The sequence below is a fragment of the Streptomyces sp. JNUCC 63 genome (genome assembly GCF_054366325.1).
The window spans coordinates 4,864,444-4,875,648 of the sequence record NZ_CM135963.1; the positions used below are offsets into that span (position 1 = coordinate 4,864,444).

An 11,205-nucleotide genomic window follows, 5' to 3' on the forward strand; every position below is an offset into this window, starting at 1 on the left:
AGGGCGTGGCAGTCGTCGATGTATCCGAAGAGCTCAAGTCCCTCTCCTCGACCATGGAGTCGATCGAGGCCGTTCTGGACCTCGACAAGATGAGGGCAGACATCGCCGTGCTCGAGGAGCAGGCGGCCGCGCCGTCCCTGTGGGACAACCCGGACGAGGCGCAGAAGATCACCAGCAGGCTCTCCCACCTCCAGGCCGAGGTCAGGAAGGCCGAGGCCCTGCGCGGCAGGATCGACGACCTCGAGGTGCTCTTCGAGCTCGCCGAGGCCGAGGACGACCCGGACACCCGCGCCGAGGCGGAGGCCGAGCTCGCCGACGTCAAGAAGGCGCTGGACGAGATGGAGGTCCGGACGCTGCTCTCCGGCGAGTACGACGCCCGCGAGGCGCTTGTGAACATCCGCGCCGAGGCCGGTGGCGTCGACGCCGCCGACTTCGCCGAGCGGCTGCAGCGCATGTACCTGCGCTGGGCCGAGCAGCACGGCTACAAGACCGAGGTCTACGAGACGTCGTACGCCGAGGAGGCCGGCATCAAGTCGACCACCTTCGCCGTGCAGGTGCCGTACGCCTACGGCACCCTCTCCGTCGAGCAGGGCACCCACCGGCTCGTCCGGATCTCGCCCTTCGACAACCAGGGGCGCCGCCAGACCTCCTTCGCCGGCGTCGAGGTCCTGCCCGTCGTCGAGCAGTCCGACCACGTCGACATCGACGAGTCCGACCTGCGCATCGACGTCTACCGGTCCTCCGGGCCCGGCGGCCAGGGCGTCAACACCACCGACTCCGCCGTGCGGATCACCCACATCCCCACCGGCATCGTCGTCTCCTGCCAGAACGAGCGCTCGCAGATCCAGAACAAGGCCACGGCGATGAACGTCCTCCAGGCCAAGCTGCTCGAGCGGCGCCGCCAGGAGGAGCAGGCCAAGATGGACGCGCTCAAGGGCGACGGCGGCAACTCCTGGGGCAACCAGATGCGTTCGTACGTCCTGCACCCGTACCAGATGGTCAAGGACCTGCGCACCGAGTTCGAGGTCGGCAACCCCGAGGCCGTGTTCAACGGCGAGATCGACGGCTTCCTGGAGGCCGGCATTCGCTGGCGCAAGCAGCGCGAGCAGCAGAGCCAGTAAGAAGAAGCAGAGGTTTTGTCGACAAGGCAACTGCCGCTCCCGATGCGGTAGTTGCCTTTTTCCTGCCCGGCTGCGTGCGTTTTGCGTCACACTTGCGACGCCGCTCTCCGGCAAAGAGCCCGTACCTGGACATCGCGTGCGCAACGGCCTTGACGTTGCTTTGAAATGTGGGAAAGGTAAAGCGCGGCATGCGTTCTGCGGGGCGCATGTGAACCGGGGGACTTCATCGTTTCAGCTACCTCCGTCGATCACTGCCCCGAGCGCGGCCTCATTGACGATCAGCTACTGGGGGTAGCAACTACATGACAAAGAAGACGCGGATCCGTGTCGCGCGCATAGCTGCCGGCGCCGTGATCGCGGCCGGTGCCTCGCTGACCGCCGCGGGCGCCGCCTCGGCCCTGGAGATCGGCGTCAGCGCCGGTGTCGGTGGCGGTGGCGTCAAGGCGAACGTGAAGCTCGACGGCGAAGAGCCCGACCCCTGCGACATCAGCACCGGTCCGGAATGCCCCGACCCGGGTGACGGCGGTGGCAACCCGGGTGAGCCCGGTGACGGCGGTGGCAACCCGGGTGAGCCCGGTGACGGTGGCGGCAACCCGGGTGAGCCGGGCGATGGCGGTGGCAACCCGGGTGAGCCCGGTGACGGTGGCAACCCGGGTGAGCCCGGTGACGGTGGCGGCAACCCGGGTGAGCCGGGCGATGGCGGTGGCAACCCGGGTGACGGCGGCAGCACCCCCGGCAACCCCGGTGGCGGCAACCCCGGCGGTGGCGGCAGCATCCCCGACAACCCCGGCGGCGGTTCCGGCGGCGGGGGCGGCTCGGAGAACACCGGCGGCACCTCCCCCAACGGCGGCGGCAACAACGCCGTCCCGCAGGAGGAGGGCTCCTCGGCGCTCACCGACACCGGCTCCGCCTCGAACGCCACGCCCCAGGGCAACGGCAAGGAGCTCGCCGAGACCGGTGCCGCTCAGACCACGTTCCTGCTGGTCGGCGCCGCGACGATGATCGCCGGCGGCGTCGGCTTCCGTATCCTGCCGCGCCTGATGACCGGCCGCGGCGGCGCCGCCGCCTGACGGCAGCGTCAGCGGTAGCGGCAGCGGCGACCGTACGCACCGTACGTACGCCCTGAACACCGAAGGGGCCCGGAGCGGCAAGCTCCGGGCCCCTTCGCACGAATTTCGTGTGCGCGCCCTACGCCGTCTGGTGTGCCAGCAGCGCCACCGCGGCGATCAGCACCACCAGCAGCGCGATCAGCGCCGTCGGGTTCAGCCCCGCGAAGAAGTTCTCCTGCTGCAGTCGCTCGCGGCTCGCACGGCACACGGGGCACCGGCCCTCGCTCACGGGCGCCGCACAGTTCGCGCACACCAACCGGTCGTACGTCATGCGCTCGCCCTCCTTGCAACACCGGTTCCACTCATTCAACGCTCACGGGCACGCGAACGTTCCCCCGTCCACAATGCCAGGTTCCCCCGAACGGCGCGCGGATCGCTGTCCGAGAGCAAGCCCCGTACAAAAACACACAACCCGCACTCAACCCTGACCGGCGACTGCGCACCCGTACCTGGTTCGCGTAAGGTCACGCTCATCTACCCCCGGCGACCCGTGGTGCATCCGTGATCCGATTCGACAACGTCTCCAAGGTCTACCCCAAGCAGACCCGCCCAGCCCTCAGGGATGTCTCCCTGGAAGTGGAGAAGGGCGAGTTCGTGTTCCTCGTGGGGTCCTCCGGCTCCGGAAAGTCCACCTTCCTGCGGCTGATCCTCCGCGAGGAGCGGTGCAGCCACGGCCAGGTGCACGTCCTGGGCAAGGACCTCGCGCGCGTCTCCAACTGGAAGGTGCCGCAGATCCGCCGCCAGCTGGGAACGGTGTTCCAGGACTTCCGTCTCCTGCCCAACAAGACGGTCGCCGAGAACGTCGCCTTCGCGCAGGAGGTCATCGGCAAGTCCAAGGGCGAGATCCGCAAGTCCGTACCGCAGGTGCTCGACCTCGTCGGGCTCGGCGGCAAGGAGGACCGGATGCCGGGCGAGCTGTCCGGCGGTGAGCAGCAGCGCGTCGCCATCGCGCGCGCCTTCGTCAACCGGCCCAAGCTGCTCATCTGTGACGAGCCCACCGGCAACCTCGACCCGCAGACCTCCGTCGGCATCATGAAGCTGCTCGACCGCATCAACCGGACGGGCACCACCGTGGTGATGGCGACCCACGACCAGAACATCGTGGACCAGATGCGCAAGCGCGTCATCGAGCTGGAGAAGGGCCGTCTCGTCCGCGACCAGGCGCGCGGCGTCTACGGCTACCAGCACTGAGCGAAGTCCACGACGGAAAGGCTTGACCAGACGCCATGCGCGCCCAGTTCGTCCTGTCGGAGATCGGTGTGGGTCTCCGCCGCAACCTGACGATGACCTTCGCCGTCATCGTCTCCGTCGCCCTGTCGCTGGCCCTGTTCGGCGGGTCGCTCCTGATGAGCGACCAGGTCAACAACATGAAGGGCTACTGGTACGACAAGATCAACGTCTCGATCTTCCTCTGCAACAAGAGCAACGCCCAGTCCGACCCCAGCTGTACCAAGGGCGCGGTCACCGAGGACCAGAAGAAGACGATCCTCGCCGACCTGAAGAAGATGCCGGTGGTCGAGAAGGTCACCTACGAGTCCCAGGACGAGGCGTACAAGCACTACAAGGAGCAGTTCAGCGACTCTCCTCTGGTCAACGTCGTCACGCCGGACCAGATGCCCGAGTCGTACCGCATCAAGCTGAAGAACCCCGAGCAGTACAAGGTCATCGCGAGCGCCTTCAACGGCCGCGACGGCGTGCAGTCCGTACAGGACCAGAAGGGCATCCTGGACAACCTCTTCGGGCTGCTGAACCTGATGAACCGGGCGGCGCTCGGCGTGATGATGCTCATGCTGATCGTCGCGCTGCTGCTGATCGTCAACACCGTGCGCGTCTCGGCCTTCAGCCGGCGCCGCGAGACCGGGATCATGCGGCTGGTCGGCGCCTCCGGCTTCTACATCCAGGCGCCGTTCATCATGGAGGCGGCCGTGGCCGGCCTGATCGGCGGCGGCCTCGCCTGCGTGTTCCTCGTCGTCGGGCGGTACTTCACGATCGACCACGGCATGGCGCTGTCCTCGAAGCTGAACCTCATCAACTTCATCGGCTGGGACGCCGTGCTCACCAAGCTCCCGCTGATCCTCGCCGCGAGTGTGCTGATGCCCGCGTTGGCGGCGTTCTTCGCGCTGCGCAAGTATCTGAAGGTGTGACGCATGCCAAGGGGACCGTACGGCCAACCGGCCGTGCGGTCCCGGGGCGTTGTCCTAGACTCACCGCCATGTCAGGTCGTGACCCGTTCTGTCAGCCCCGCCGCAGCCGTGCCGGGGCCGCCCTGACATTCGTCTTCGTCGGCGTGCTCGTGGCCGGTGCGGCGACGGGCTCCCTGCCCGGCCACGACGACCGGAAGTCCGAGGCGGAGCAGGCCGGTTCGGCCGCTGTCGCCGCGGGCGGCCGGCACGAGGGCGTGAGCCGGGCGGCGGCCGAGGCCATGGCCGACGGCACGTCCCCCCTGCAGGCCGCCGAACGGGCCGTCAGCCGCAGCGGGGACCGCTGGGGCGCCGTCTACTCCCACAGCGAGTACGAGGAGTTCCAGGGGGCCCTGGAGGGCCAGTACACCGGCGTCGGCCTGTGCGCGCGGCGCGAGCGGGACGGCCGTATCGAGGTGACCAAGGTGCGGGAGGGCTCGCCCGCGGCCGCCGCCGGAATCCGCGCGGGCGACCGGCTGCGCAGCATCGACGCCGAGAAGGTGGACGGCCTGCCGGTCACCGAGGTCGTCTCCTTACTGCGCGGCGACGCCGACGGCGCGCCCGCCGGCACCGCCGTCACCCTGGGCCTGCAGCGCGGCACGCGCGCGTGGAGCGAGACACTGCACCGGGCCCGCCTGTCCACGGAACCGGTCACGGTACGGCGGCAGGCCGACCACGTGACCGTGATCAGGGTCGCCGCCTTCACCAAGGGCGTGGGCGACGAGGTCCGTACAGCCGTACGTCACTCCCCGCCCGCCTCAGGGATCATCCTGGACCTGCGCGGCAACTCCGGCGGCCTGGTCACCGAGGCCGTCACCACGGCCTCCGCCTTCCTCGACGGCGGCCTGGTCGCCACCTACGACGTCGACGGCGAGCAGCGCGCTCTGCACGCCGACCCCGGCGGCGACACCGCCAGACCCCTGGTCGCGCTCGTCGACGGCGGCACGATGAGCGCGGCCGAGCTGCTCACCGGGGCCCTGCAGGACCGCGGCCGCGCGGTCGTCGTGGGCTCGCGCACCTTCGGCAAGGGCTCGGTGCAGATGCCGAGCCGGCTGCCCGACGGTTCCGTCGCCGAACTCACGGTCGGGCACTACCGCACCCCCGGCGGCCGCGGTGTGGACGGCCGGGGCATCACTCCGGACCTGGACGCGGGCAGCGACGCGGTGAATCGGGCCGAGACGGTCCTGACGGGCCTGGGCGCCCCGTCGTAGGCACGGGGCACGCTTTATATGCTTCCCGCCCACCCCCTCCGTAGTGCGAAAATGGGCTGCACTATGGCTAAGGAAAAAGGGCGCAAGCTGATCGCGCAGAACAAGAAGGCGCGGCACGACTACCACATCCTCGACACCTACGAGGCCGGTCTGGTGCTCATGGGGACAGAGGTGAAGTCGCTGCGTCAGGGGCGAGCGTCGCTGGTCGACGGCTTCGTGCAACTGGACGGACACGAGGCGTGGCTGCACAACGTGCACGTGCCCGAGTACAGCCAGGGCACCTGGACCAACCACAGTGCCCGCCGCAAGCGGAAGCTGCTGCTGCACCGCGAGGAGATCGACAAGCTCGAGTCGAAGTCCCAGGAGACGGGCCACACGATCGTGCCGCTCGCCCTCTACTTCAAGGACGGCCGGGCCAAGGTCGAGATCGCGCTGGCGAAGGGCAAGAAGGAGTACGACAAGCGACAGACCCTCCGCGAGAAGCAGGACCGCCGCGAGGCGGAGCGCGCGATGTCGGCGGTACGGCGCAAGCAGCGGGCGTAGCACGGGGCTCGCGCCCCCGGGAATACGCTGGCACGGACGCACGTTGGTCACGTACGATGGCACCAGCACCGGGAAGCCGGTGCACGCGGCCCCTCCTGGAGGGGTTTGAAAAATCAACATGGGGATGATCGGTTTCGACAGCGGCTGTCGAAGCAGGGGAAGCGTGTCGAGGAAGCGGCCATGATCTCGTAAACCACAGGCCGAAAAAAATAATCGCCAACACCAAGCGCGATTCCTCCCAGCAGGCCTTCGCCCTCGCTGCCTGATAGGCAGCGCGAGCGAGCCTCCTACTAAAGGGAGTGTCAGCCCGGGGCTGTTCCCGACCCGGATCCTGGCATCGACTAGGGGACTAAACCTTGATCCCGGTCACGGGGTGAAGAGGGAAACCAAACAGTGACTGAGCCCGTCGGAGACTTGTCCGCGTGATCTCCGGGGCCGAGAAAAGCGCAGCGGACTGCACACGGAGAAGCCCTGGTTCCGCACCGTTGGACGCGGGTTCGATTCCCGCCATCTCCACTCATCCCATGTGGGCAAAGGCCCCGCCGCTTCCGAGCGGCGGGGCCTTTGCCGTCTGCGCCTGGCGGGACACGTCGGGCGCGATCAATCAGTCGCGCGGACCGTCGTGGACGTTGTGCTGGCTCAGTTCCACCGCGAACCGGGCCGCCGTCACGAAATCGGCGTCGTCATGGAGGACGACGAGTCCATGGTGAGCCGCCGTCGCACAGATCTGGAGGTCGACGGCGGACAGAGCCCTGTGCGCCCCCTGGTCCGCCGCCTGCTGCTGGAGAGCGCCGATCCACAGGCACGCGCTCTTGGGCACGGAGACGTCGTCGTAGAGATCGGTGAACATGTCGCTGAACGCCCTGTACTCCTTGGCATCACGCGCGGACCGAAGGAACTCGGCCCGCTGCGGACAGCACGAGAGGACGTAGCCGTCCGTGACCACCGGCCGCCACGCTTCATGCAGGTCGCGGTCCCGGAGCAGGCGCCACAACGCCGACGAGTCGAGCAGGTAGCGCATCACCGACGTGCCGCGTCCTTGTCCGCTCGATGTGCCTGTTCGGCCCCCTCGATGTCCCAGCTTCGGGCCATCTCGAAGTGCTTGTCATAGGCGGCGTCGCGAGCCAGGCGCTTGTTGTACATCTCCAGTGCCGCCGCGACGGCGGCCGTCTTGGTCCGGTGCCCGCCCAGGCGCTTCGCCGTGTCCAGGGCTTCGTCGTCGATATCGATGTGGGTGAGTGACACCGGGCCCTCCCGGATGTACATAACAGTTCATCAATCAGGGCCATTATTGTACATCGTGCCATCAGGGCAAGGACTCGTCGCTTCGAGCGGCGGGGCTTTTGCCGTGCGCCCTGCTCAGAGGTAGGTCACCTGGTGAACGTACAGGCACTCGTGCCGGGGGACGACCAGGTACAGGAAGAACCCGTCGGGGACGTGGGCGATGTCGCCCTTCGGTCCCATGCCCTGGTACGTCGTGCCGTCCAGATAGAACGCCGCAGCGGCGCTGACCAACTCGTCGGCCTTCTTCTCGACCTCGGCCACGAAGGCGGGCGGGGCGCCACCGGCGACGTGCGCCTCGTCCGGGTCGTACTCCCATCTCCAGGTCACTCCGACACCGCCTGCCGGGCCTCGACCTCGACCGCATGGAGTTCGTTCATCGCGCTCCGGAATTCCGGCGCGTCCTTGCCGCCGCTCTCGTTGATCTTCACGAGTGCCGCTCGATGGCGGGCGTGGAGTTCGGGGCGGCGCTCGATCTCGACCTGGATCTGCCAGTGTGTGAGCCAGTGCTGCAAGTGACCGATCTTGCCGTCCTGGATGGCCGTGGCCAGTGCCTGTTCCTTGTGTTGCTCCATCTCGCCCAGCCGGTGCGGAGCGATGCGGGCCAGTGCGACGCGGACGGCTTCAGGGGTTCTTTCGGGGCGTGGGACGAGCTCGTGGCCCTGGTCGGGTTGCGTGGTCACACCAGGCTCCTTCGGGTGGGCTTCCGGTGCCCACGGTACTGGCAGCACTGACATCACATGCCTGTCCGTGCTTCTGAGCCGAGCTCGAACCAGACCGTCTTGCCGATGCCGCCGGGGCGGGGCTCGGCGCCCCAGTCGTCCGCCAGGGCTGCCACCAGGGCGAGGCCGCGGCCGGATTCGTCCTCGGGGGACGCCTCGCGGGGCGTGGGAAGGGTGTCGTTCGCGTCCGTGACCGAGATGCGGAGGCGGCCGGTGTCGTTCAGGACGCAGCGGGCCCGGATCTCGCGGCCTGGGGAGACCTTCGCGTGGCGGTAGGCGTTCGTCATCAGCTCACTGAGCAGGAGAACCGCCGTTTCCGTCATCTCGTCGGGGAGTTTCCAGGATGTTGCCTGTTCGCGCAGGAGCGCGCGGGCGCGGCCCGCGCTGCGGGCATGGCGGGGGAGGCGGAATTCGATGTCCTGGGGGAGCGCGGTGGGGGAGCGGTGGGGCGTCGGCATGCGGGCGGGGTTCCTTGCGTGTGATTCTCCGTCATTTGGCGGGATAAGGCTGGTGGACTGCGTTTAGCCTCGCGAGTAGCGGTGCGGGTACGCAGCGTGCTTGTACACGGTGCGCAGGAGGAAGGTCGGTGAGTGCGCGTGGCCACGGGGGAGTCGCAGCAGGCGCAGCAGAACTGGCGTTACTGCGGTGGACAGATCAAGTTGTGGCGCGAGGAGGCGCAGGTCAGTCGGCAGGCGCTGGCGGACGAGGCCGGGTACGACTACGAGTACGTGAAGTCGATGGAGTGCGGACGGCGGCGGCCGACGCTGCGGCTGTTGCAGGCCGCGGACCAACTGTGCGGGGCGCGGGGGAAGCTGCTGGCAGGGCACGAGTTCCTGAAGCCGGAGCGCTATCTGTCGTACGCCGAGGACTACGTGCAGTACGAAGCTGAGGCGGTCGTGCTGAGTGCCTACCAACCGCTGCTGATTCCAGGGCTGCTGCAGACAGAAGAGACGATCAAGGCTTACCTCGACACGCACTTTCCTCCGCTGGATGATGAGACGCTCGAAGAGCGGGTCGCGGGACGCCTGGAGAGGCAGTCGTTGCTTGAGCAGTGCGCCAAGGCCTTCAACTTCGTCATCGGTGAACTCGCTTGCGCAACCAGGTGGGTGGTGTGGAGGTGCATCGAGAGCAGTTGTGCCGACTGGTGGAGGTCGGCAAGGCTCGCAACGTGACGATTCAGGTGCTGACGTTCGCGGGAGCCGGCCCTGAGCTCGATGGCCCCTTCGTGCTGCTGGAGACGGCCGAACACGACACTCTGGTCTACGAGGAGGGGCAAGCGACGGCGAGGTTGTACGCCGACCCGGGTAAGGTCAGTACCGTTGTCCAGCGCCATGCGATGATCCTTCGGAAGGCGCTCAGTCCTGACGAGTCGGCGCGCTTCATCGAGAAGTTGGCGGAGGAGCTATGTCCACCGAGCTGATGTGGTTCAAGTCCAGCTACAGCAGCACCGGCGGCGGCGAATGCCTCGAAGTCGCCGTCCGCCCCCACACCGTCCACGTCCGCGACTCGAAGCTCGGGGCTCGGAGCCCCCGCTTCGCGGTGCCTGCCGACGCCTGGAGCGCGTTCCTCGCATACGCCGCCCGCGAGGCCTGAGCCCCCAGGGTGGGGGCGGCCGCGTCAGCCCAGTGGCAGAACCGCCGTCACGGAGAACCTGTGGTCCTCCGACCTGGCGTGCAGTGTTCCGCCGAGCGCGACGACCCGTCCCTTGAGCCCGGCGAGGCCCGTGCCGCGGCGCCCGGCCGTCGGGGCGGAGGGCGGCGTCGAGCCGGCGGCGACACCGTCGTTGCGGACGGTCAGCCGGATGCCGTCCGGGCCGGTGCGGAGTTCGATCTCGCAGAACTTGGCACGGCTGTGTTCGAGCACGTTGCCCACCGCCTCATGGAGCACCGACCGCAGACACTCCGCCACCGCGTCGTTCAGCTCGAGACGCGGCGGCAGCGAGGCGTGAACCCCTGTCCCGGAAGCGGTCAGCAGTCGCTGCACATGGGCGAACTCATCGGCCAGCGAATGGGGCGCCTCGGGGACGCTGATACGCCGCACGTCCTCCTGTGCCCGCCGGGCCAGCTCGACGACCTCGGTGAGTGCTGCCCGGGCGGATTCGGCGGGAGCGTCCGCCCGCAGGGCGTGCTCCGCCCGCACCACGACGGCCACCAGTGACGAGCCCACCAGATCGTGCAGGTCCTGGCGCATCCGCGCTCGGGCACGCTGCTCGGCGAGCCGGGCCGTCTGCTCCTTGCTGCCGTGCAACCGGGAGGAAAGCAGAGCGAGATGGACGACCGCGAAGACGGTGCTCGCCGTGATCGCCGTGCTGAGCAGAACGGCCAGTGAACCGCGACTGCTGTCGACCACGCCCGTGTGGATGAGCAGTGGCCCGCTGGCGACGATGGCCAAGGCGGCAGGAACGGAGTTGGAGGGAGGCAAGCTGAGCAGCACGGCGCCGGCCAGGAAGCCGAGCAGAGTGAACCATCGGTGTTGGAAGACCACCAAAGGCATGTAGGTGAGCACAGCCTGCACCAGCAGCAGGCCCCATCTCCAGTGGTACGGCAGTCGGTAGGGAGGAGGTGCGTATTGGCCGAGCAGAACAGCGGGCGTCAGTACCAACACGGTCAGACCGGCGGCAACAGTGCGCCTGTGGAACGGCGAAGCGACGACATCCAGCGCCACCAGCCCCAGTGAGCCGACCACCAGCACGATCAACGCGCCTAATGCGACCCGCGCTCCCGGCGGAGCCGTCACACCGTTCACTGTCCCGCTCCGCATTTTCGACCCGCTCCTACCTTGATCACCTACAGCCGATTATGGACTGGCCTGGGAAGGACGATCGGACCTGCCGAGAGGTTCTGCAGAGCTCTGACCTCCGCATTCGAGCGATTCCCCGGGCTCTTCACAGATCGTGAACTCTTCACTTCTTCGGCTGCGGCATCCCTGCTTTGATCACGTCTGCTTCATGTTCACATCAATAAGGGATTGCTGATCATGTCAGAGCGAACACGCCCGACCGGCGGATGGGAGGGGTCGGCCGTCGCCTTGCAGAGGCA

14 protein-coding genes, 1 other RNA gene and 1 pseudogene are annotated in these 11,205 nt (G+C 68.0%); 9 read left to right on the forward strand and 7 right to left on the reverse strand.

Going from position 1 to position 11,205, the window contains the following annotated elements; translation table 11 throughout:
• Positions 1-5: 5 nt before the first annotated feature.
• Both prfB and ACX25U_RS22355 read left to right on the forward strand, forming a co-directional pair.
• Positions 6-1,121 carry a peptide chain release factor 2 gene (prfB, locus tag ACX25U_RS22350; protein ID WP_454382604.1) on the forward strand — a complete coding sequence of 372 codons (1,116 nt, stop codon included), beginning with the start codon at positions 6-8 and terminating at the stop codon, positions 1,119-1,121.
• Positions 1,122-1,423: 302 nt separating this feature from the next.
• On the forward strand, positions 1,424-2,191 hold the full coding sequence (locus ACX25U_RS22355; protein ID WP_454382606.1) for an LPXTG cell wall anchor domain-containing protein: 768 nt from the start codon (positions 1,424-1,426) through the stop codon (positions 2,189-2,191).
• Between the two features lie 118 nt (positions 2,192-2,309).
• Here ACX25U_RS22355 and ACX25U_RS22360 read toward each other — a convergent pair whose 3' ends face one another.
• Complete coding sequence (locus ACX25U_RS22360) at positions 2,310-2,501, reverse strand: hypothetical protein (protein WP_454382608.1); 192 nt, start codon at positions 2,499-2,501, stop codon at positions 2,310-2,312.
• A 230-nt stretch (positions 2,502-2,731) separates the two neighbouring features.
• Between ACX25U_RS22360 and ftsE the strand changes: the two genes are divergently transcribed.
• The 5 genes from ftsE (at position 2,732) to ssrA (ending at position 6,683) form a co-directional block, all read left to right on the forward strand.
• The gene (gene ftsE / locus ACX25U_RS22365; RefSeq protein ID WP_454382610.1) at positions 2,732-3,421 is read left to right on the forward strand and encodes a cell division ATP-binding protein FtsE; all 690 of its coding nucleotides are present in this window, start codon (positions 2,732-2,734) and stop codon (positions 3,419-3,421) included.
• A 35-nt stretch (positions 3,422-3,456) separates the two neighbouring features.
• Entirely contained in the window at positions 3,457-4,374 is a 918-nt protein-coding gene (ftsX, locus tag ACX25U_RS22370) for a permease-like cell division protein FtsX (protein WP_454382611.1), read from the forward strand.
• 68 nt (positions 4,375-4,442) lie between these two features.
• Entirely contained in the window at positions 4,443-5,621 is a 1,179-nt protein-coding gene (locus tag ACX25U_RS22375) for a S41 family peptidase (RefSeq protein ID WP_454382612.1), read from the forward strand.
• 63 nt (positions 5,622-5,684) lie between these two features.
• A complete protein-coding gene (smpB, locus tag ACX25U_RS22380) occupies positions 5,685-6,164 on the forward strand; it encodes an SsrA-binding protein SmpB (RefSeq protein ID WP_454382613.1) in 480 nt (159 codons plus the stop codon).
• 120 nt (positions 6,165-6,284) lie between these two features.
• Positions 6,285-6,683, forward strand: a transfer-messenger RNA (tmRNA) gene (ssrA, locus tag ACX25U_RS22385).
• A gap of 85 nt (positions 6,684-6,768) precedes the next feature.
• Here the strand turns inward: ssrA and ACX25U_RS22390 are convergent.
• The 5 genes from ACX25U_RS22390 to ACX25U_RS22410 all read right to left on the reverse strand — a co-directional run bounded on the left by ACX25U_RS22390 (position 6,769) and on the right by ACX25U_RS22410 (position 8,625).
• Entirely contained in the window at positions 6,769-7,185 is a 417-nt protein-coding gene (locus ACX25U_RS22390) for a PIN domain-containing protein (protein ID WP_454394437.1), read from the reverse strand.
• Positions 7,185-7,409: a type II toxin-antitoxin system VapB family antitoxin gene (locus ACX25U_RS22395; RefSeq protein ID WP_454382614.1), complete on the reverse strand. Its 225-nt coding sequence runs from the start codon at positions 7,407-7,409 to the stop codon at positions 7,185-7,187. The genes ACX25U_RS22390 and ACX25U_RS22395 overlap by 1 nt, the downstream gene beginning before the upstream one ends.
• Before the next feature lie 114 nt (positions 7,410-7,523).
• Complete coding sequence (locus ACX25U_RS22400; RefSeq protein WP_454382615.1) at positions 7,524-7,775, reverse strand: hypothetical protein; 252 nt, start codon at positions 7,773-7,775, stop codon at positions 7,524-7,526.
• The gene (locus tag ACX25U_RS22405) at positions 7,772-8,128 is read right to left on the reverse strand and encodes a DUF6247 family protein (protein ID WP_454382616.1); all 357 of its coding nucleotides are present in this window, start codon (positions 8,126-8,128) and stop codon (positions 7,772-7,774) included. The genes ACX25U_RS22400 and ACX25U_RS22405 overlap by 4 nt, the downstream gene beginning before the upstream one ends.
• A 53-nt stretch (positions 8,129-8,181) precedes the next feature.
• Positions 8,182-8,625 carry an ATP-binding protein gene (locus ACX25U_RS22410; protein WP_454382618.1) on the reverse strand — a complete coding sequence of 148 codons (444 nt, stop codon included), beginning with the start codon at positions 8,623-8,625 and terminating at the stop codon, positions 8,182-8,184.
• A gap of 138 nt (positions 8,626-8,763) precedes the next feature.
• Between ACX25U_RS22410 and ACX25U_RS22415 the strand changes: the two are divergent.
• A pseudogene (locus ACX25U_RS22415) lies at positions 8,764-9,587 on the forward strand (helix-turn-helix domain-containing protein).
• Positions 9,572-9,760 carry a DUF397 domain-containing protein gene (locus tag ACX25U_RS22420; protein ID WP_454382619.1) on the forward strand — a complete coding sequence of 63 codons (189 nt, stop codon included), beginning with the start codon at positions 9,572-9,574 and terminating at the stop codon, positions 9,758-9,760. Before ACX25U_RS22415 ends, ACX25U_RS22420 begins: the two are co-directional and overlap by 16 nt.
• Positions 9,761-9,784: 24 nt before the next feature.
• Here the strand turns inward: ACX25U_RS22420 and ACX25U_RS22425 are convergent, their stop codons facing one another.
• Positions 9,785-10,903 carry a sensor histidine kinase gene (locus ACX25U_RS22425; protein WP_454382620.1) on the reverse strand — a complete coding sequence of 373 codons (1,119 nt, stop codon included), beginning with the start codon at positions 10,901-10,903 and terminating at the stop codon, positions 9,785-9,787.
• Between the last annotated feature and the right edge of the window lie 302 nt (positions 10,904-11,205).